22 protein-coding genes are annotated in these 20,978 nt (G+C 42.4%); 10 read left to right on the forward strand and 12 right to left on the reverse strand.

Annotated elements, in window-relative coordinates:
• The first annotated feature begins 13 nt into the window (after positions 1 to 13).
• Both upp and uraA read left to right on the forward strand, forming a co-directional pair.
• Positions 14 to 640: a uracil phosphoribosyltransferase gene (gene upp / locus EAE90_RS10175; RefSeq protein WP_214053390.1), complete on the forward strand. Its 627-nt coding sequence runs from the start codon at positions 14 to 16 to the stop codon at positions 638 to 640.
• A gap of 70 nt (positions 641 to 710) precedes the next feature.
• Complete coding sequence (gene uraA / locus EAE90_RS10180) at positions 711 to 2,003, forward strand: uracil permease (protein WP_214053391.1); 1,293 nt, start codon at positions 711 to 713, stop codon at positions 2,001 to 2,003.
• Between the two features lie 77 nt (positions 2,004 to 2,080).
• Here the strand turns inward: uraA and EAE90_RS10185 are convergent, their stop codons facing one another.
• The 8 genes from EAE90_RS10185 to EAE90_RS10220 all read right to left on the reverse strand — a co-directional run bounded on the left by EAE90_RS10185 (position 2,081) and on the right by EAE90_RS10220 (position 7,010).
• Positions 2,081 to 2,440 carry a type II toxin-antitoxin system PemK/MazF family toxin gene (locus EAE90_RS10185; RefSeq protein WP_214053392.1) on the reverse strand — a complete coding sequence of 120 codons (360 nt, stop codon included), beginning with the start codon at positions 2,438 to 2,440 and terminating at the stop codon, positions 2,081 to 2,083.
• Entirely contained in the window at positions 2,440 to 2,688 is a 249-nt protein-coding gene (locus EAE90_RS10190; RefSeq protein ID WP_214053393.1) for an AbrB/MazE/SpoVT family DNA-binding domain-containing protein, read from the reverse strand. Before EAE90_RS10190 ends, EAE90_RS10185 begins: the two co-directional genes overlap by 1 nt.
• Before the next feature lie 153 nt (positions 2,689 to 2,841).
• Positions 2,842 to 3,012 carry a hypothetical protein gene (locus tag EAE90_RS10195; protein ID WP_214053394.1) on the reverse strand — a complete coding sequence of 57 codons (171 nt, stop codon included), beginning with the start codon at positions 3,010 to 3,012 and terminating at the stop codon, positions 2,842 to 2,844.
• Positions 2,984 to 3,439 carry a hypothetical protein gene (locus tag EAE90_RS10200; RefSeq protein WP_214053395.1) on the reverse strand — a complete coding sequence of 152 codons (456 nt, stop codon included), beginning with the start codon at positions 3,437 to 3,439 and terminating at the stop codon, positions 2,984 to 2,986. Before EAE90_RS10200 ends, EAE90_RS10195 begins: the two co-directional genes overlap by 29 nt.
• Before the next feature lie 242 nt (positions 3,440 to 3,681).
• Positions 3,682 to 4,989 carry a 6-phospho-beta-glucosidase gene (locus EAE90_RS10205; protein WP_214053396.1) on the reverse strand — a complete coding sequence of 436 codons (1,308 nt, stop codon included), beginning with the start codon at positions 4,987 to 4,989 and terminating at the stop codon, positions 3,682 to 3,684.
• Positions 4,986 to 5,327, reverse strand: coding sequence for a PTS lactose/cellobiose transporter subunit IIA (locus tag EAE90_RS10210; RefSeq protein WP_214053397.1), 342 nt, complete (start codon positions 5,325 to 5,327; stop codon positions 4,986 to 4,988). Before EAE90_RS10210 ends, EAE90_RS10205 begins: the two co-directional genes overlap by 4 nt.
• An 18-nt stretch (positions 5,328 to 5,345) precedes the next feature.
• Positions 5,346 to 6,674: a PTS sugar transporter subunit IIC gene (locus EAE90_RS10215; protein WP_214053398.1), complete on the reverse strand. Its 1,329-nt coding sequence runs from the start codon at positions 6,672 to 6,674 to the stop codon at positions 5,346 to 5,348.
• Between the two features lie 30 nt (positions 6,675 to 6,704).
• On the reverse strand, positions 6,705 to 7,010 hold the full coding sequence (locus EAE90_RS10220; protein WP_214053399.1) for a PTS sugar transporter subunit IIB: 306 nt from the start codon (positions 7,008 to 7,010) through the stop codon (positions 6,705 to 6,707).
• Positions 7,011 to 7,303: 293 nt separating this feature from the next.
• Between EAE90_RS10220 and EAE90_RS10225 the strand changes: the two genes are divergently transcribed.
• Both EAE90_RS10225 and hda read left to right on the forward strand, forming a co-directional pair.
• Positions 7,304 to 7,909 (forward strand): hypothetical protein, encoded by a 606-nt coding sequence (locus EAE90_RS10225; protein ID WP_214053400.1) that lies wholly within the window; start codon positions 7,304 to 7,306, stop codon positions 7,907 to 7,909.
• Between the two features lie 328 nt (positions 7,910 to 8,237).
• Positions 8,238 to 8,945, forward strand: coding sequence for a DnaA inactivator Hda (gene hda / locus EAE90_RS10230; RefSeq protein ID WP_011146972.1), 708 nt, complete (start codon positions 8,238 to 8,240; stop codon positions 8,943 to 8,945).
• Positions 8,946 to 8,984: 39 nt separating this feature from the next.
• Here hda and arsC read toward each other — a convergent pair whose 3' ends face one another.
• Complete coding sequence (gene arsC, locus EAE90_RS10235; protein ID WP_214053401.1) at positions 8,985 to 9,341, reverse strand: arsenate reductase (glutaredoxin); 357 nt, start codon at positions 9,339 to 9,341, stop codon at positions 8,985 to 8,987.
• A gap of 9 nt (positions 9,342 to 9,350) precedes the next feature.
• On the reverse strand, positions 9,351 to 10,814 hold the full coding sequence (gene bepA, locus EAE90_RS10240; RefSeq protein ID WP_214053402.1) for a beta-barrel assembly-enhancing protease: 1,464 nt from the start codon (positions 10,812 to 10,814) through the stop codon (positions 9,351 to 9,353).
• Positions 10,815 to 10,949: 135 nt separating this feature from the next.
• Here bepA and EAE90_RS10245 point away from each other — a divergent pair, with 135 nt between their 5' ends.
• On the forward strand, positions 10,950 to 12,029 hold the full coding sequence (locus EAE90_RS10245) for an AI-2E family transporter (protein ID WP_214053403.1): 1,080 nt from the start codon (positions 10,950 to 10,952) through the stop codon (positions 12,027 to 12,029).
• 123 nt (positions 12,030 to 12,152) lie between these two features.
• Here the strand turns inward: EAE90_RS10245 and bcp are convergent, their stop codons facing one another.
• On the reverse strand, positions 12,153 to 12,623 hold the full coding sequence (gene bcp, locus EAE90_RS10250) for a thioredoxin-dependent thiol peroxidase (RefSeq protein ID WP_214053404.1): 471 nt from the start codon (positions 12,621 to 12,623) through the stop codon (positions 12,153 to 12,155).
• Positions 12,624 to 12,649: 26 nt separating this feature from the next.
• Positions 12,650 to 13,195 (reverse strand): glycine cleavage system transcriptional repressor, encoded by a 546-nt coding sequence (locus tag EAE90_RS10255; RefSeq protein WP_214053405.1) that lies wholly within the window; start codon positions 13,193 to 13,195, stop codon positions 12,650 to 12,652.
• A gap of 258 nt (positions 13,196 to 13,453) precedes the next feature.
• Between EAE90_RS10255 and dapA the strand changes: the two genes are divergently transcribed.
• The 5 genes from dapA (at position 13,454) to EAE90_RS10280 (ending at position 20,764) form a co-directional block, all read left to right on the forward strand.
• Complete coding sequence (dapA, locus tag EAE90_RS10260) at positions 13,454 to 14,353, forward strand: 4-hydroxy-tetrahydrodipicolinate synthase (RefSeq protein WP_214053406.1); 900 nt, start codon at positions 13,454 to 13,456, stop codon at positions 14,351 to 14,353.
• 16 nt (positions 14,354 to 14,369) lie between these two features.
• Positions 14,370 to 15,419: an outer membrane protein assembly factor BamC gene (gene bamC, locus EAE90_RS10265; protein WP_214053407.1), complete on the forward strand. Its 1,050-nt coding sequence runs from the start codon at positions 14,370 to 14,372 to the stop codon at positions 15,417 to 15,419.
• A 676-nt stretch (positions 15,420 to 16,095) separates the two neighbouring features.
• Positions 16,096 to 16,809: a phosphoribosylaminoimidazolesuccinocarboxamide synthase gene (gene purC, locus EAE90_RS10270; RefSeq protein WP_214053408.1), complete on the forward strand. Its 714-nt coding sequence runs from the start codon at positions 16,096 to 16,098 to the stop codon at positions 16,807 to 16,809.
• 587 nt (positions 16,810 to 17,396) lie between these two features.
• Positions 17,397 to 19,112, forward strand: a complete 1,716-nt coding sequence (locus EAE90_RS10275; protein ID WP_246550590.1) for an ABC transporter ATP-binding protein — start codon at positions 17,397 to 17,399, stop codon at positions 19,110 to 19,112.
• Positions 19,109 to 20,764: an ATP-binding cassette domain-containing protein gene (locus EAE90_RS10280; RefSeq protein ID WP_214053409.1), complete on the forward strand. Its 1,656-nt coding sequence runs from the start codon at positions 19,109 to 19,111 to the stop codon at positions 20,762 to 20,764. The genes EAE90_RS10275 and EAE90_RS10280 overlap by 4 nt, the downstream gene beginning before the upstream one ends.
• Positions 20,765 to 20,978: the final 214 nt, after the last annotated feature.

The following is a 20,978-nucleotide window of genomic DNA, read 5'->3' on the forward strand; positions in this document are numbered from 1 at the left end:
GTAGGAGAGGTCCATGAAGATCGTTGAGGTGAATCACCCACTTGTTAAACATAAACTCGGCCTGATGCGAGCGCATGATATCAGCACCAAACGCTTTCGTGAACTGGCCGCAGAAGTTGGAAGCCTTCTGACTTATGAAGCAACTGCTGATTTAGAAACTGAAAAAGTCACTATTGATGGCTGGTGTGGTCCAGTGGCAGTTGAGCAGATTAAAGGTAAAAAAATAACTGTCGTACCCATTCTGCGTGCGGGGTTGGGGATGATGGATGGTGTATTGGAGAATGTTCCCAGTGCCCGGATCAGCGTCGTAGGGGTTTATCGTAATGAAGAAACCTTAGAACCTGTCCCTTATTTCCAGAAATTGGCTTCCAATATTGATGAACGTATGGCGCTGGTGGTTGACCCTATGTTGGCAACCGGCGGCTCCATGATTGCAACTATCGATTTACTGAAAAAAGCAGGTTGCCAGTCAATTAAGGTTCTGGTTTTGGTGGCTGCTCCTGAAGGTATTGCCGCGTTGGAAAAAGCCCATCCTGATGTGGAACTGTATACAGCTTCTATTGATGAGAGACTCAATGAACAGGGATACATTGTGCCTGGCCTGGGGGATGCAGGCGATAAGATATTTGGTACGAAATAAGTAAGTTAGCCGACTTTTGAGTCGGCTTTTTTTTGGTTCTAACGCAAGAATATTAAGAGGATAAATTAAGATGACCCGTCGTACGATTGGAGTAGATGAGCGGCCTCCTTTTTTACAGACCATTCCACTCAGCTTCCAACATCTTTTTGCTATGTTTGGTGCGACGGTATTGGTGCCGATTTTGTTTAAAGTCAATCCTGCGACAATTCTGTTGTTTAACGGTATTGGTACATTGTTGTATCTGGTGATTTGTAAGGGAAAGGTTCCGGCATATTTGGGATCGAGTTTTGCTTTTATTTCACCGGTCTTATTGCTGTTGCCACTGGGATATGAGTTGGCTCTGGGTGGGTTTATTCTGTGCGGTGTGCTGTTTTGTTTGGTTTCACTGATTGTCAAGGTGGCAGGGCGAAGTTGGATTAATGTGTTGTTCCCGCCTGCGGCAATGGGAGCGATTGTGGCGGTTATCGGTCTGGAACTTGCTGGTGTTGCGGCTGATATGGCAGGTTTGCGTCCGGCGGAAGGTGCCGAAATTGATCCAACAACATTGACAATTTCTCTGGTAACGCTGGCGGTAACTGTCCTTGGTTCAGTTATGTTCCGTGGATTCTTGGCTATTATCCCAATTCTAATTGGCGTATTGGTAGGTTATGCGTTGGCGTTTCTAATGGGGGTAGTTGACCTGACACCGGTACGTGAAGCGCCGTGGTTTGCATGGCCAACTTTTTATACGCCACGTTTTGAATGGTTCGCTATTATGACGATCTTGCCCGCGGCGTTGGTTGTTATCGCTGAGCATGTTGGTCATTTAGTGGTAACGGCGAATATTGTGAAGAAAGATTTGTTAAAAGAGCCGGGTTTGCATCGTTCTATGTTCGCCAATGGGTTATCAACTGTGATTTCCGGTTTCTTTGGTTCAACACCGAATACGACTTATGGTGAAAATATTGGCGTCATGGCAATTACCAAGGTTTACAGTACCTGGGTTATTGGCGGCGCTGCGATACTGGCGATTTTGCTCTCCTGCGTCGGTAAACTGGCGGCAGCAATTCAGGCCGTGCCGGTTCCGGTCATGGGCGGTGTCTCGCTGTTGCTTTATGGAGTTATTGGCGCATCAGGTATCCGGGTGTTGATTGATTCCAAGGTGGATTACAACAAAGCACAAAATCTTATCCTGACTTCCGTGATTCTTATCATCGGCGTCAGTGGGGCAAAAATTAATATCGGTGTTGCTGAACTTAAAGGCATGGCGCTGGCAACGATTGTTGGTATCGGTATGAGTTTGATTTTCCGTCTGATTGCTGTCTTTCGTCCCGAAGAACGGTATATTGAATCTTCCGTTGAGTCTGTTAAGCACGGTAAATAACAGAGCAATAAACTTGGGCTGATTTCCCCGCTTTGGGTAGTTTTCATTATTAAGAGGCGGGGATGATGGTCATTATTTTATTCGTAAGGGAGGCAGGAAAGCAAATGTTCGCCACCAATGAGAGGAATGAGTTTTAACAGAACTTCATCGTGGAGTCCAGGTTCTGACGCAGTGATGAATTTTACTTTGCATTGCCGCCAATCTAGAGTTTGGATCAAAGTTGTTGCTACTATGCAAGGTTGTTCCAGATTAGTAACAGGTACTTCTGTAGGTGCTCCTCTGATACTGGTGCTAATAGGACAACAGATAACTAATCCAGTTAGTCGGTTATAGGTTTCATGCGATAATATGAGTGTTGGGCGATATTTGCCAATTTCTTTGCCTTTTGTTGGTTCGAAATCAAGCCAGCAAATATCTCCACGTTTAGGAACAAACATCAGTAATTGAGTTCCTTGTGATTCGGAGCTGCCAGTTCATCAGCATGCGCAGTGTAAGCGGATAAGCCATTTAATAAATCAGACTCGGTTAACCGTTTCTTGACGGCTTTTCGAATAACTAATCCTTCTTCACTGATGTTAATGTTTACGATATCACCCGCTTCAAGATTAGGTATCGTTTTCAGATTTCCCGATAATCGTAGAGCAATACTGTTTCCCCATTTTTGCAAAACTGCTTGAGTGCGCATATCTATGCCTCCATAAATGTTTCTTCATGTCTAGTAAGTATACATTATAACCGTATGAGTATCTACTAAGTAGATACAAAAGAAAGCCATTATCTAGGGTGTTAGATTTGTTTATGTGGAGTAAAAAAGGAGCGAAAAGCTCCCTTTAAATGTTTATCGGACTACGTACCAGTTTCTTTTTCCATTGAGATACTGAACAGTACCTTCTCTTTCGGATTTTTTTAGGGCGCTGTAAGCAGCTCTCATACGTTCAGCTTTTTTAGCTACCGCTTTTTCGAGTTCAAGCTTTTCTTTTTCAGCTTGTTCGTGATGTGTGTATGACATAACCCCTCCCATTTGGATCTAACTTATCTATCATGGTAAAGCCGTTTTGTGTTACAAATCGATTAATATACCGCTTATAGACTCTGTTTAGTCGCTCATCTGCGGCTAGTAAAATGTATCCACTAGAGCTGGCAGCATTATAGTGCTCATTAATCAGCCTTTCAACTGCGTACATAATTTCTATCATCTGATAATGGTTATTTGTAGGATACCTCTCAAATAGCGTGTTATTGTGTAAATTGTGTTTTGCATCAAATGAAACTTCAAAAAAATTGTTTAGATCGAAGCTGTAATTTTCAGGCAAAATGACAGAAGAATCTCCCTTTGAAATAATCTCCATTATAATCAAGGTATATTCCACGCCAGATACCTCAAAATCTGAGATATGCGCTTCGCCATATCCGAGATTCTCTATTTTAAATGGCATAGATTTTCCTAAAATTTCAACGTATTGAAACTTTATATTCCAGTATTCTTCAATCAATTGATTTCAGCGCAGTATAATACAGAATCTCTTGTTCAAACTTAATGTGAAAGATAAATGCGTACGGCGCCGCAAAAAAAGAGGTTATAAAGTCAGTTAGCGATATTTGTTAGTCAGAAGTAACAGATATCGCTTTAATTTTATGATGGTTCTGATTTCAAATTAACTAATCAGGTACTGCTTGTTCATTGAAATTGCGGTAGATAATCACGGTTTATCGTTAATATGTCATTCAACAGCGGTGAAGCAATGTCTACATCGCCAACCAGTGGGTTGGTGATCAGTGCCAACAGCGCGGCGTCGCGGTCGCCATGAACTGCTGCTTTGATCGTTAAGCGTTCATAGGTTTTTATCTGTTGTGTCAGAGCATACATACTGTCAGGCAGGCGGCCGAATGTCAGCGGGTGAGCGCCTTCTGCATTAATAATACAATTGGTTTCGATGACGGCATCGTCCGGTAAACCCCGAATAGCGCCGTGGTTTGTAGTATTGACCACCAATTGGCTATCGAGATTGTTATGAATGGCGCAAATCAGATCCAGTGCAACCTCAGAATAGAATGCACCACCGCGGAAACTGAGCTGTTCTGGCTTGTGATCGAGTTCTGGATCAGCATACAGTTCAAATAGTTCCTGTTCCACTTTCATGACCTGTTCTGCCCGAGTGCCTTGTTCGACTGCGGCTTTGTGCTCTTCCTGTAACATATTGCGGGTTTGGTAGAAATAGCGGTGATAAGGGCAGGGGATTGCGCCTAGAGCCTTGAGTAGTGGCGGAGGCCAGGGGGCTTCTTGAATATTATTCATGGTTAAGATTTCACCATTGCATAGCATATCGAGTACCTGCTGGGTTTTATCCTGACCTGCAACCAGTACTTGATGTATCCAGACCATATGATTCAGCCCGGCAAAGTGTAACTGCACATCCCGATAAGGGCGTTGTAGCATATTAGCTATCATGTGATGCATTGTGACTGGGACGTTACATAAGCCGATAATTTTTGCTTTGCTATAGCGGGAAATTGCTTCGGTGACAATCCCGGCTGGATTGGTGAAGTTAATAATCCATGCGTCTGGGGCAAATTGTTCAACTTTGTGGGCAATATCAAGCAAAACGGGGATAGTGCGTAATGCTTTGGCAAAGCCGCCTGCTCCGGTAGTTTCCTGACCGATCAAGCCATATTTTAGCCCCAGATGTTCATCCGCAGCGCGAGCCGGAAGTTGACCGACACGTAATTGAGTTAAAATAAAACTGGCGCCGCGAATGGCGTTATCTGGTGTGAAATGGACGCTGACAATAACGTGTTCCATGCCATGATGAGCTAACATACGGCGAGTAAGCGAGGCGATAATTTCTACTTTCTGTTTTCCACTGTCAATGTCAACTAATGCTAGTTCAGATAGTGGAATGTTTTTTTGGTGTTGAATAAGCCCTTCGACTAATTCAGGTGTGTAGCTGCTACCGCCACCAATAACGGCTATTTTGATTCGTTTCATACCTTTTCCTCTTGTGACGGTATTCGGCGATAGAGTTCAATCATATCGCTGGCAAGATCTTGAATAACCATTGCGTTCATTAAATGATCTTGCGCATGGACAGTGATGAGATTGACAGGTAATTTACCGCAGCCTTCATCCAATCCGATGAGGGTAGTTTGAATCGTGTGTGCTTCTTTGATTGCCTGTTGGGATTCTGTCATTAGTGTTTGTGTTGTTTGAAAGTCACCGTTTCTGGCATGTTGTAATGCCATTAGTGCATGACTGCGTGCGCTTCCGGCATGAACCAGCAGTTCTACAATAATTTTTTCTAAATCAATAGCTTTTTCTAAATCCATGTGTAAATCCTCCGAAAATTAGGGTTGGGATTGAGTTTCTACACCGGTGGATGTTGTGTTTTCTCGCTGTTTATCTTCTTCGTTGACCAACTGTTTTTCATAAATTTTGAAGAAGGGATACCAGATAAAGAGGTCGATTATCATTAGCATGAGCACTAGCACTGCCGCACGATAATCCCAGGCAGCGGAAATCATTGCGCCGAATGGCGCTGGCGCAGTCCAGGGGGAAAGGGCGACCATTTTATTCACCAGGCCAAGATGCAGAGCGCTGTAGGACAATACTGCATTGACCAATGGCACAACCAGTAGTGGAATGAATAAGGTTGGATTCATCACAATCGGTGAGCCAAACAGTAGTGGTTCGTTAATATTGAATATGGACGGAACCACGCTCAGTTTTCCGATAGTACGCAAATGCATAGAACGGCTGCGCAGATAAAGGAACGCCAGAACCAGTGTGGAACCAGAGCCACCAATACAGATATAAAACGACCAGTAAGGGTCAGTAAGAATTTGTGTTGTAGCAGTACTTTGAGCCATTAATGTTGCATTGGCAGCAATATTTGCCATAAAAATAGGCGCCATCAGGCCAGTGACAATGTTGGCGCCATGAATACCGGCAAACCACAGTAGGTTAGCAATGAGTAGCACCAGTATAATGGCAGGCAGAGTATCGCCGACGGAAATGAGTGGGTGGAACATCTGCATTATGGCTGCGGGAATAAGTAGATTGAATTCACTCTGTAATAGCAAGCTGGCAGGATAAACGGTTAGCAAGATACCTATGACTGGGTATAGAAGTTCAAAAGAACGGGCAATTGCTGGCGGCACTTGTGTTGGCATTCGGATGGTGATGTTATATTTTTTTAGTAAACGTGTTATTTCAACTGACCAGATAGCGCAAATTAATGCGGTAAATACACCGGTGCCACCGAGGAAATCGAGTGCTATTTTGTTTTCTATCTGTGGTGCTGCTGCTAGCAAAAATGCCATGAGTGACAGTAAAGCAGAAGTTAGCCCGTCCAAGCCGTAGGATTTAGCTAAACTGTAGGCGGTGCCGACCGAAACAAAGATACTCATTAAACCCATAGTCATGAAGTAAGGCATAGTAATGGTGTTCCAGTGAGTTTTGGCGAAGGACAACCAAGCTTGGCCGAATGAGGATGCAGTCTGTAAATCGAAGGGTGGGTTTGCCACAATTAACATCATGCTGCCAATGATTAAAAATGGCATGGCTGAGATAAAGCCGTCACGCATTGCAATAATATGCCGCTGATTACCGATTTGCCCGGCAATCGGGATAATATAGCTTTCTAAGACACGTGTAAAAGAGGTATAGAGACTCATGGGGGGACTCCGAGTGGGTGATGAAATTGCTTATTCCAACAGGCTTAATGCTTTATCGAGAACCTTATCACCACGAAGAGTGCCATAATCCGTCCTGTCAATAACGTCTATTGGTTTGCCGTGTGGTTTGGCGATAGCGGAAAGATGTGCCAATTGATACTTCACCTGTGGGCCGAGTAAAACAACGTCAACGTCGGCTATCAGGTGTTCTAATTCAGCTATGGGAGCTGCTTTGATCTCAATGTCCAATGCCCGTTTTATCACTTCTGTTTGCATACGTTGTACCAATATGCTGGTGGACATACCGGCTGCACAACACAATAGGATTTTTTTCATTGCTCAGTCTCCAGTTTGTTATATCGTTTTTTATGGGATAAGTGGTTAATGAGAGTTTTCACTTTTTATTAAGACTAGCAACTTATGCTAAATATGTTGCGATTTTGTTCGCATATTAATCAAGAATAGTTTAAGGAATGGGGATGGAATGTGATCTTCGTTTGTATTGTACCTAGGTAGTGTACATAGCGTGAAAATATCAAATTATATAGGATGTTGCAGCGAGATTTCTCACTTATGGAATAAAAGTGAATGTTTGGATACAGTAAGTATTGGCAACTAGTGATGAAGCAATGCTAAAGTTAATTCCTGAATCAGATTTCGATATCAAACTTAACATGACAGAGAAAAATGTAGAACACACTCAGGCTTTCATTGAACACGGGGTGCAAGACTTTTCTTTGCCTGGATTTGTTACGCCATATGGTTATCGTTTATTGACATCTATTTCTGGCAATCAATATAGATTGGTGACTGATGTAGATATGCCGGAGACGGTTTACGCAGTAAAGCTCGAATTCATGGAGCATATTGTTCCATCGAAGAAAACATGCACACAGATACTTGTGTGGTGTACAGTTCTTCCTCAACATGACGAGGCAGTAAGAGGTTTGCCACAAGAGTTTTTTAGGTTTTTCCTTGAAAGATACTCCATTATTGTGTCTGACAGTGAGCAAACGCTAGATGGACGTAGGTTTTGGGAGCGTATGATTGCTTGGGCTATCAGCATTAATGGCTATCATGTTTATGTTTCTGATGGCGCCAAAGGGGAGCGCCCACTGAACCTGATTACCTCATGGGATGACTTCTATGTAATCTGGGCTAACTATTGCTGGGGCCATGACAAGGATTATCACTATCATTGCCTTTTTGTTATCAGTAAAGAGCTATTACATTGATCTCTGCTAAGAATGAATAAAACTTACTATCTGATGGCTTTTTCTTAAATAATATAGCCTTAAATAACACAGTTCTTGAATAACATAGTTCTTAAATAACATAGAACTAGAACTGAAAACTTAAATTTTTTCTGTTTTCACATGCGGAATTTTTTATAGGCGTTTGCGATCCGTTCTGTGCGATGACGAGATATTATGCGCTTTGAGCCGGAAAAGGATTTAACTTATTGAATCCTAAAAATAGTTTTTTTATTATTTACCTATACAGTTCATTTACAACTATTTTCTGTGATAAACTTGTTGGCGTTTATTACCAGCTCTGTTTGAGGTGCTTCTGAACACACCATCGCAGCTTTCGTTACCTTTGTATCTTCCCGATGATGAAACTTTTGCCAGTTTCTTTCCGGGGGAAAATGCCACCCTGTTAGCTGCAATCAAATTGGCCATTAATCAGCCGCATGGCAGCTATATTTATTTCTGGTCCCGTGATAGTGGAGGCCGAAGTCACTTGCTGCATGCCGCCTGCGCTGAATTGTCCCTAAAAGATGAAGCTGTGGGTTATGTTCCACTGGATAAACGAGCCTATTTTATCCCTGAGGTGCTTGATGGCATGGAACATTTATCACTGGTTTGTATTGATAATATTGAGAGTATTGCTGGTGATGAAGAGTGGGAGATGGCGATTTTCAATCTTTATAATCGCATTCTGGAGATCGGTCGCACTTGTTTGCTTATTAGCGGCGATCGCCCACCTCGCCAGATTAACCTTAAGTTGCCTGATTTGGCTTCTCGTCTGGATTGGGGGCAGATTTATAAATTACAACCGCTTTCCGATGATGAGAAATTACAAGCCTTGCAATTGCGAGCGAAGTTACGCGGCTTTGAATTGCCAGAAGATGTAGGGCGCTTTTTACTGAAAAGATTAGACAGAGAAATGCGGACTTTGTTTATGGCATTGAATCAGCTAGATCACGCTTCGATAGTGGCCCAGCGCAAGCTGACGATTCCATTTGTGAAGGATATTTTGCACCTTTAGAAGATGATGGTGTTGTCACCATCATCGTATCTATTCTTATCAATCAAGAATTTCTTTTACTTTTTCCGGTGGGCGCCCAAGTCTCGCTTTATCACCGCAAACGACGATCGGGCGTTCAATCAGTTTAGGATTGGCAATCATCGCTTTCAGTAAATCATGCTGACTGAGTTTTTCATCAGCCAGATTCAATTCCTTGTATAGTTCTTCTTTCGTTCTCATCAATTGGCGTGCATCATGGAAACCAAGCTGTTCCAGCAGAACGGATAATTGCTCTACAGTGAGAGGAGCCTCCAGATAGAGAATAATCTGTGGTTTAATTCCCCGTTCTTCAATAAGGGCCAAAGTTTCACGGCTTTTGGAGCAGCGGGGATTATGATAAATCGTCACCTGTTGCATGAGAATTCCTTAACGTTTGTATTGACTGTAACGCTGTTGTAGCTGGCGTAATTGATCGATACGCGCATCATAACGTGCTTGATCGTAACTGCCTAATTTTACGAGCGCACTGGCACTACTGAGGTATTTGATGGCATTGTCAAATTGACCACGAAGCGCCATTTCTTCAGCATACGCTGATAATTCTTCATGACGTTTGCCTTGTTTGGCAGCGGCTTCGGCCATTAGGCGCCAACCGTTTGGATCATCTGGGTTATTGAATGTATAGCGATGGAGCAGCTTTAAAGCTTGTTGATATTGTTTTGCGTGAATAAGCGCATTAGCGAGATTAATTTGTAATACCAAATTGTTCTTTTGTTTTTGTAATGCGTTCTGTAACCGGGTGATAGCCTGAGCAATTCGGTTCTGTTCGATGTCGATATCAGTCATTGTGTCAATAAACCAGATATTATCCGGTTGTTTTGCTAACAGTGGTTCCAGAATAGCCTGTGCCTCAGTGTATTTTTTATCTTGAGAAAGCAAGATTGCCCGGCCATAAGCGGCAGCAAGTTGTTCTTTAGCTGTGCCCTTACGGTAATTTTCTAAAATCTGCTCAAGATAGCCGCGTTGCTCGGTGGTATACATGCCCATAACACGGACTCTGGCGAACAGAAAATCTTGAGATTGTGGAATGTTCTGGGCCGGATATTGATTAGCACGGTTACGCGCATCAGCAAGACGGCTGTCAGGTAACGGGTGAGTGAGTAACATTTCTGGCGGCTTAGAACTGTAACGGGTTTGATCTACCATGATCTGCATAAAAGCAGGCATACCTTGAGGATCAAAGCCAGCTTTACGTAATGTCTGCATACCAATGCGATCAGCTTCTTGCTCATTGGATTGAGTAAAACTGATCATGCCTTGTTGTACGCCGGCAATAGTGCCACTGAGGGCTGCCATCCCTGCTTGTGGGTTAGCCATTAGCAAAAGGATAGAACCCAACGTGCCTGCCCAGGCTAACGGTGCTGTACGTTGCTGATCTTCCATCATTCGCGCCAAGTGGCGTTGAGTGACGTGAGAAATTTCGTGAGCTATTACCGAGGCAAGCTCGCTTTCATTACGGCTATAACGAAAAAGTGCGGCATGGAGTACCACATTTCCGCCAAAGAAAGCGTAAGCGTTGATATTCGGATTATCAATCAGATAGAAATGGAAAGGCGTTTTAACTGAATCCGCATGAGCCACTAGCCTTTGTCCAAGGGCATTAATATATTGTGTCAACAATGGGTCATAAATCAGCGGAGCGTTGTCACGCATCTGGCGAGCGTAGAAATCTCCCATTTCCAGTTCCTGATTGATGCTCAGGATTGAACCTGCCGTGGTGCCGATATCCGGCAATGAATCTTCAATAGAGGCGCTGAGAACAGGGGAACTTGTAAGCAATAGTGTACTGATTAATATTGCTGTCAGAGATTGATTAGACATTATTTTCATAAAACAAAAATGCTCTCATTTGGCCATCGTTTTAGATAATGCGTGTATGATAAACAAGGGTACCTTAAAATTAATCAATTAGACAATTTTTAAGAAAAATAGAAATATGAATATTGCTATCAAGGAGCCTGGTTAATGCTGGATATGATTATACAGTGGTATCGCCGTCGGTTTACTGATCCGCAAGTTATTGCGTTATTTGTCATCCTTTTGGCAGGTTTTTGCATTATTTATTTCTTACATGGCATTTTGGCGCCTTTGCTGGTAGCGATTGTTCTTGCCTACTTGCTGGAATGGCCGACAGCTAAACTTGAAAAACTGGGATGTTCACGCACAGTAGCGGTTTGTATTGTGCTGATTATTTTTTCCGGCATCAGTTTGTTAGTCATCCTGATTGTAGCGCCAACTGCATGGCAACAGGGAATTAATCTGTTGTCAGATATACCCAATATGCTTAATCGATTTAATGAATATGCCCATACATTACCGGCTCGTTATCCAGTTTTGGTTGATGCCGGCATCATTGATGTGATGGCTGACAATTTGCGCAGTAAGATTTCAACTGCCGGAGAGTCTGTGGTGAAATATTCAGTGGCTTCATTGATTGGTTTGTTAACGTTGGCTATCTACCTGATTCTTGTGCCACTGATGGCTTTCTTCTTGCTAAAAGATAAGAACCAGATGCTGCAAGCATTGCAACGGGTTCTGCCGCGTAACCGCATTTTAGCCGGGCAGGTATGGCGCGAGGTGAACCAGCAAATCACTAACTATATTCGGGGCAAAGTCACCGAGATGGTGATCGTCGGTATTTGTACCTACGCGGTGTTTGCATTTCTTGGATTGGATTATTCATTACTGCTGTCTGTTTTGGTCGGGCTGTCAGTGTTAATTCCTTATGTAGGTGCGCTAATTGTTACGATTCCTGTTGTATTGGTTGCGCTATTTCAATGGGGAGTCGGGACAGATTTCTGGACCTTGATTATTGCTTATCTGGTCGTTCAGGGGCTGGATGGTAACTTGCTGGTGCCGATTTTATTCTCCGAAGCTGTAAATTTGCACCCTTTGGTAATCATTCTTTCTGTGATTACTTTTGGTGGTTTATGGGGGTTCTGGGGGGTATTCTTTGCTATTCCGCTGGCGACGCTAATTAAAGCGGTAATTCATGCATGGCCGGAAGAAATAGTTATAACAGAAGATGATGAAGTAAAAGAGTGAATCTATTTTTAATGATACTGGTACCCGTCAAGTGTCAAGTAGAAGAAGTACGGGATGGGAATTTCCCTCCCGTACTTGCCTTTAGCATTTTGAGCTGTTAAACGAGCGTGATTAATTTTCTATTTAAGGGTGCTGTTTTAGATAGTTCACCACGATTTGGTGGTGATCGCTGGTCTTAAATTTATCAAAAACGTGCTCAATATTGCCGTTGGTATCGATCAAGAAACTAATACGGTGGATACCATCATAGGTTTTTCCCATAAACTGCTTTTCGCCCCAGACACCAAACTGTTCAGCAACTTGATGATCTTCATCGGACAACAATGTGAAGTTCAGCATTTCTTTCTCCACAAAGCGTGACAATTTACTTGGGATATCTGTGCTAATTCCTAGCACTTCAACACCTGATGCCTTTAATGTATCCATTTCATCGCGCAGACCACAGGCTTGTACAGTGCAACCAGGAGTCATTGCTTTAGGGTAAAAATAGACTAAAACACGCTGGCCTTCGAAATCAGATAAATTGATTGTTTCTCCATCTTGGTCAGGAAGGCTGAACTGAGGGGCCTTATCACCGGCTTTCAATGGGTTCATCCCGTATTCTCCGTTTAATCTTTCAACTAAAGTGGTTCAAGAATACTAATACTGCCTTGTGCGTTTAGATCTGTACATAACTTATTAAACGCCTGCTTAATAATTATGCCGTCATCCTCTAATAGACTATGGGCGGTAATTTGGATCTGCAATCGAGCTGGGATATTGCCTTCTGGCGGCTGTGTTTTTGATACCAGTTCAGCAATATTAAAATCCTGTGTGGTAAACAGATTGGTAAACTGCTCGACAATACCGGGTGAATCATCAACATCAACCTTAACGGAAACCGTGGAAGGAAATGTTGTATGGGTATCGCACTTTGTGCGTTTCATGACGATAAGAAGATCGAGTTCGGCTCCTTTCTGTGGCAATGAGGATTCAATCATGGTGATTGCGTTCCAGCTGCCGGAAAGCAGCATAATGAAGGTGAACTCCTCACCAAACATGGCTAAGCGGCTGTCTTCAATGTTACAACCACACTCACTCACAAGACGAGTAATGGTGTTGACGATACCAGGACGGTCAGCGCCTAGCGCGGTTATAACGAGAAAATGTTGTTCTGATTGTGGCAAAGTCACTTTTCCTTCTCTGCTATGGTTTCGTTAAGGTAAACATAAAAAGGCTATACTGCCAAGGCCAATTGCATCAAAGCTGTTCTATTGTGCTCTCATTCCCAGCGATTGAATTTCAACAAATTACTTTAGTTATCACTTCTTTTTAACAGAGGTTATCTGGTATTAACAAAATTCATTGAAATCCCGTGTTAAATAGTTTCCTTCTGGATGACTAAAAAGTACCATGGAGCTCTTGTTTGTATAGGGGGTTATGTAATGTCTAGCGGGAGATTTGAATTTACAGGTAGCATTGTTGCGCTGGTGACACCAATGGATGCGAATGGTCAGGTTGATAAGGCCAGTTTGAAAAAGTTAATCGATTACCATGTTGCTAGTGGGACATCAGCGATAGTCTCGGTAGGGACAACCGGAGAATCTGCTACATTGAGTCATGATGAGCACGGTGATGTTGTTTTGACAACTGTAGAATTGGCTGATGGGCGTATTCCGGTTATTGCCGGAACAGGTGCAAATGCGACTGCTGAGGCAATATCCCTAACGAAACGTTTTGAAAACAGCGGCGTTGTTGGTTGCCTAACGGTAACGCCTTATTATAATAAGCCGTCGCAAGAAGGTTTATATCAGCATTTTAAAACGATTGCTGAAAATACGGATTTACCACAAATTCTGTATAATGTGCCTTCTCGTACCGGGTGTGATCTGTTGCCGTCAACTGTAGCGCGTTTGGCGAAGATTAAAAATATTGTCGCAATTAAAGAAGCTACAGGGAACTTAAATCGTGTTAGCCAAATCCAAGAATTGGTTAATGATGATAGTTTCATCTTATTGAGCGGTGATGATGCAAGTGGGTTGGATTTTATCCAGCTTGGCGGCAAAGGGGTTATTTCTGTTACTGCAAACATTGCAGCGCCTGATGTTGCTAAGTTTTGTGAATTGGCATTAAACGGCCAGTTTGCAGAGGCACGTAAGGTAAATAATCGCTTGATGGATTTACATCGTCAGCTATTTGTTGAACCTAACCCGATTCCAGTTAAATGGGGATGTTACAAATTGGGTTTGATTGCTGATGACACCGTGCGTCTGCCGATGACGCCATTGACAGATGCAGGCAAAGTCTCAGTTGAAAAAGCCTTGAAAACGGCCGGATTACTGTAAAATTTAGGGAATTTTAATGGCAATATTGTTGCAAAAATCGAAGGTGATAAAGGTTGCTGGCATGTCACTTGTCGTGTTACTGGCAGCCTGTTCTAGCGACCAGAGCTATAAGCGCCAAGTCAATGATGATGACACATATCTTGAAACACCTCCCCTGAAGGCGTTGAAAGTTCCTGCGGGTATGGCATTGCCATTGCAGAATGGTGAATATGATATTCCAGCGATAGCCTCTAAAGGGCAGGTTGGGAAAGCGCTTGATATTCGCCCGCCATCTCAAACATTAGCCCTGTTGAGTGGTTCCCGTACTGAAAGCAGTGCAAAGAGCAGTAAGTTGTTACTTGAAAGCACTCCTGAGAATAGCCATCTGTGGTCACAGATTAACAATGTTCTGTTGAAAAAAAATTACCCAGTTAGTCAACGCGATGATGCTAGCCAGACATTGACAACTGATTGGATCGATTGGCCGCGTGCAGATGAAAATGTTTCATATCAGTCTCGTCATCGTATAAGTGTTGCGCGCCAGAGCTATCAGATTGAATTATCCGTTACTAACGAAGGGCTGAGACAAGGTGATCGACAGGTCACTGATCCTATTGAAATTCAGCGTTATAACTCACTGATGCTCAATGAATTAATGGAAGGTGTAAACCAGCAGCGCGAACGCATTAGCGATGATGCTGTGGCGCGTAGTCAAGGTCCGTTGGATGTACAGAGTGGCGGTGATACTTCTGGATTACCTCAGATAATTGTTCGTGCGCCATATAATATTGTTTGGGATAGATTACCGGCAGCACTAGAAAAAGTAGGCATGAAAGTGGGTAGCCGCAGCCGTTCAACGGGGGCTATCACTGTGACTTATAAAAGCCTCAGTTCATCTAGTTGGAAATCAATGGGTGTTAGTGAACCATCCATTAGTGAAGGCGATTACAAATTACAGGTTGGTGATTTGAATAACCGGAGCAGCTTACAGTTTATTAGTGATAAAGGTAAACCATTGACCCAATCACAAAATGACGAATTAGTTGCCGCGTTGAAGGCCGCTTTCAGCCAGACCACAGGCTTATAAGCTGAATAAAGGGGTGAAAAGTCCCTCAGATTATCTAAAGCGCTGGCTGTTTAGTTAGCGCTTTGATTTTATTGTAAATTTATATAAAAACGAGTTTGAAATGCGATTAAGAAGAGCCTGGTGCAATTCTCACTGATGGTAATGGCAGGATAGGACGTCTCCTCTATGCGCTGACAGAACTGAGAGCGGGTCAATTCACCCCCCTTGCTGTCAAGACAGAAAATGCTTTGCATGGAATCCATTGAAAAAAGGCTTACATATGTATGCAGGCCAGCTTATTGACTTGGCGTTGTGTTAAGAATATTCCCTTCATGTAATTTCTTCCTGGAAGATTAGGAAATTCAAATTAATGTCGCTTACCACCGCTGATTACCATACTGCTAGGGTACTCGCGATATTTTGGCTTTGTAACTGCTTAGAAATGTAGAATCGATTAATTTTTTTATTAACTTTACTTACCGGATGGCCTTTTAGGGTAAGTTTTTCGAAGGTCATCAGCTTGCTTTGGAACTGATTAGGGAAGGGGGAAAGTTTTTTAGCATGATGTTTGGCTGTTTTTTAGGCTAACCAGATAACTATAGAAAAAATCAGCCCTTTGGACAGGATTTTATCGACAATCTGTTTTATTATTTATCTATGGTATTTATACAGTAGTAATATCTCTGGAGTATATAAGATGCAAAAAAAAGCTGAGTTGTATCGTGGAAAGGCAAAAACGGTGTACACCACGGATGATCCTGATTTGTTAGTGCTGGAGTTCCGTAATGATACATCAGCATTGGATGGCGAACGTATTGAACAGTTTGATCGTAAAGGGATGGTGAACAATAAATTTAACCATTTCATTATGAGTAAATTGGCAGAAGCAGGGATTCCGACGCAAATGGAACGCCTGTTATCGGACACTGAGGTATTAGTTAAAAAGCTGGATATGGTGCCGGTTGAATGTGTTATTCGCAATCGGGCTGCGGGTTCATTAGTTAGACGCCTTGGTGTTGAGGAAGGTTTGGTATTGAATCCACCTCTGTTTGATCTGTTTCTGAAAAATGATGCTAAGCACGATCCAATGGTGAATGAATCTTATTGTGAAACTTTTGGTTGGGTTAGCAAAGAACATCTGGCTGAAATGAAAGAGTTGAGCTACAAGGCCAATGAAGTATTGAGCAAATTGTTTGATGACGCTGGTTTGATTTTGGTTGATTTCAAACTGGAATTTGGTTTGTTCAAAGGGCAGATAGTGCTGGGAGATGAATTCTCTCCTGATGGCAGCCGTTTGTGGGACAAAAAGACTTTGAACAAAATGGATAAAGATCGTTTCCGTCAAAGCCTTGGTGGCCTGATTGAAGCGTATGAAGAAGTAGCGCGCCGTATCGGTGTTATTTTGGACTAATTACGCAAACGATTACCTGGGCCGAAAGGCCCTTTTTATTGGCCTCTTATGACCAAATCTCATCCGACTACTAAGTAGTTAATATGAATTAATCCAATTATAGAATAGACTAGCCCTTTGCAAGAGATAATTTGCTTAAACTTAGAACAATTTAAGGCATGTTAATATTGAATAGGAATTCATTTATATAATCGCTATATATTTTAAAATCACTATAATTCATTGTAATTATTGGTATTATTTATTCCATCTACGATTCTTCGTTTGGAGTAAGTTACTTATTATTCATATTGGCGATATATTTTTCAATTAGTGCATTAAATAACCTAACAAAGGTATTGATATTGTAGGATAAGGTATCAATTTTATTTTTCGGCTATTTTCTTGTGATAGCGTTTATAAACATTTCAATCAGATCGTGATAAATGCGGGTATTTTGCGATAATTACATTTTGCTAAATGTGAACCAGATCTTGCTGTTGTGATCGATCTGTTATTAATAACCTTGATGTTGGCTGCATACACTGATGTTGCAAATAGCATCGCTAATTTTGATGAGGTGCCATAACCTAAAGATGAAAAGCGTGATGTCAAAGAATTTAACTGTATGGCGGATATTGCTACAGAGTGCCATACCATTTAAGGGGACAGTTTTATGTGCGTTTTTGGCCTTAGCCGTTACATTATCGTGCGATCTAAGCGGTCCTTATATTATTAGGAATTACGTTGATAAGGCGACATCAGGGACGACTGTTGATCAACTTATCATGTTGGCAATCATTTATGTTTTTATTGCGTCGATTGGTGTTATCGGTAGTCTAGTAACCAGTTACATGAGCACTAAGGCCGGTTGGGGTATTGCTGATACCATTAGATATAAGCTATTCCGCCATGTGATGACAGTTTTACCTGTATTGGAAATAGAACGACGATCACAGGGGGAGTTGCTGGAAAATATCGAAGGTAATGCTGATATTATAGGAAAAACGATTTCTAAAGCAGGCTTCAAAGCCATTGCTAATTTAGCGCTGACATTAGGAACATTGGTAATTATATTCAGCGTCATGCCTCAGGCAGGTATTGCCATATCAATCGTCGTCGTACTGGTGGCGTACGTATTGATTCAGTTAACCAGACTTTCTGTCCGTCGTTGGCTAATTGCGCGAAATGAAAAAGCCCGCATCTTTGGTTTTGTTGGTGATTCATTACATGCAATGGATGATTTACAGCCATTGTCGCAGGCGCATTGGCCAGCCATTGCATTTCGTAAGATGCTGTCAATGTTGCTCAAGTTTGAACGCAGTGCTTATATTGGCGGCAGGGTTTTTTGGCCAATTACCCAGATCTTCTTTGCACTCTGTTTCGGTATAGGTTTTGGTTTTGGGCTCCAGTTACTTGGTGTGGGCAGCTTAAGCATCGGTACATTAACGATGGTTTATCTCTACGTTGATAAACTTCGGGAACCGGTGGAGGATATGTCATCAGAAATAGAGCTGATACAGAAATTATTTGCTGCTTTGTCACTTTCAGCAAAAATGTTAAATGAAGGTACCCCAGATAAATCATCGGATAATTTACTGCCCGATGGTCCTCTTTCTGTCCATTTCGATAATGTTGATTTCAGTTATAACGGAGAAGAAGCGCAGGTTTTGCATGGCGTTAATTTTTACGTCGCTCCGGGGAGTAAAATTGGCATTATTGGTAGAACGGGGGCGGGAAAAAGTACCATTCTTAATTTGATGTGTGGATTTGCGCGGCCCGACTCAGGAAGAGTGACCATTGGTAATGTCGATGTCTCAACGATTAAGCCTGAAGAGTTTGCAAAAAAGATTGCTGTCTTGAGTCAGCGTTCTCATCTGTTTTCCGCAACATTGCGGGAAAATTTAACGCTTTTCAGTAATGAAATATCTGATGATCAAATTTGGGAGGTTCTCCAGGAATTAGATGCGCTTGAATGGGTTAGGGCATTACCTGACGGTCTTGATACACAGGTTGGTACTAATGGTCTGATGCTATCAGCAGGAGAAATTCAAATGATAGCGGGCGCCAGAGTGATGTTGCAGCATTGCTCGTTAGTGATTATTGATGAAGGAACTTCTCAACTTGATCCCCGAACTGAAAAGAGTTGGCTGAAATTACTTGAAAAGTTAAGCCGCAATTGCACCGTAGTAATGGTTGCACATCGTCTTCACACGCTTTCGGTCGTTGATGAAATTATCATTATCGATGATGGGCGGATTCAACAGCGAATCCCTGAAACAGAAATCGCAATGTTAACGAGTAATCATGGGCTCATGGTATGACTATATCCAACGTATCAACTAAACTTAAAATGTTACCGGCTTTGACTGAGCTGATAAAAAAGTTTGCTCCTCTCTATTTCATTACCATGTTTGTGTGGACACTGATGCATGGTTTTCCTCTGTTGATTGGTTATCAAATCAGCAAATTACTCGATAGAGCGATGAATGAGCCAACTAACCCTGTCGTCTGGTGGTTGCTTGCCTCTGCGATTGCGACTATGGTCTTGCGATCGTTATTTCTATTCTTGGGATTAACCTTTGATTTTACGTTGATCTTCAAGGTCAGTGCTTATCTGAAAGAGCGGGTTTTGTGGGGAGTGAGCCATTGTTCCCATAATCAGAGACAGGCTTTTTCTCAAGGCGATATACTGAACCGTATTCGTGATGATAGTGATGAGATTGCGGAATTTCTGAGTTGGACCTCTGATTTTATTTACCGTGCATTACTTTTAATTATCGCATTAGTTGTGCTTATCAACACTGACATAATAACCACACTTGCTCTTATGCCTATGGTTGTGGGCCTCTGGGTCGGGGCGATACTTAAACGCAAGGTAGGGAATTTACAGAAGAGTAAACGTCAATCGCAAGGGGACATTGCCGGCAAGATTACTGATGTTTTAACGGGTATACGCGATCTGCGCCTTGGCAACAAAATGGAGGGGCAGATTGAGCGGTTATCGCAGAAATTTGTCAATCGACGGGCTATTCAAGCCAAACATCAGGTATTTACTGACCTTCTTTCTGGGCTGTTCAAAAATATTGTCATACTTGGGACGTCGGCTGTTTTACTGATAGTAAGTAAACGAATCGTCGATGGCAGTTTTACTGTAGGGAATCTGGCATTATTTTTGACCTATATCGGCTGGATCAGTGAACAGATACTTTTCTTTGGCCGGTCAGTCGCCTATTACAAAAATGCTGATGTGTGTTATGGCCGAATCAGGCAGTTTCTGGCAAATAATAAAGTAGATAAAAAAGAAATCAAAGAACATGGACAAGATGAAATTCTGCATAAGCTAAGTGTTAATCATTTAGCTTACTCAAAAACTCAGCCCCCTGTTTCGTTTGAGGCAACGACTAATCAGGTTATTGGCATTGTTGGTGATATTGGTTCGGGTAAAACCACCTTTTTGCGTTACCTGATTGGCCTGGAGAAATCCAGTTCCGGCAGTGTACTGTGGAATAACCGAGAGGTTCTGGGCAATGAAAACTGGTGGCGGAATCCACGTATCGGATATGCCAGACAGAAAGCGGGTTTTTTTGGTGGAACTGTAAGGCAAAACCTCGCATTGGGTGATAAAGATATCGATGATGATGTCATGATGCGGGCGCTGGAGGCAGTAGGTTTGATGCCCGGCTCATATGAATTGCCGGAAGGACTCGATACCGTTATTAATTCTGGCAATGCCGGACAATTATCTGGCGGCCAGCGTCAACGTTTGGCATTGGCCCGGATGTTATGTCGTCCCGCTGATGTTTATATTGTTGATAACTGCGATTCATCATTAGACACGGATACGGCCCGTCGTTTATGGACTGTTTTACCTGAGCATTGGCCAGGTTTGTGGATTGTTGTCTCGCATAATGCCGATCTTCTCGCTAAAGCGGATCATATTGTTACCGTTCAACAGCGGAGAGAAATAGCATAATCCATTGGATATCCACTCCTGGCTAAGTTGGTAGGAGTGGGTATCGATAGTAAAGTGGTATATATTTTTTCCATATTTGGTGAGAAGGGATTATGAGTAAGTGAGCTATTTCTACTATTTCTACTATGAAACTTGAATCAGATCTGCATGATTACTTCATGGCTGTTACTGCGGTGAATATGTGGGTATTTGCAATATGATTGAGTTGGCAGTT

It is taken from the genome of Photorhabdus caribbeanensis, from assembly GCF_018448885.1.
Taxonomy (GTDB): domain Bacteria; phylum Pseudomonadota; class Gammaproteobacteria; order Enterobacterales; family Enterobacteriaceae; genus Photorhabdus; species Photorhabdus caribbeanensis.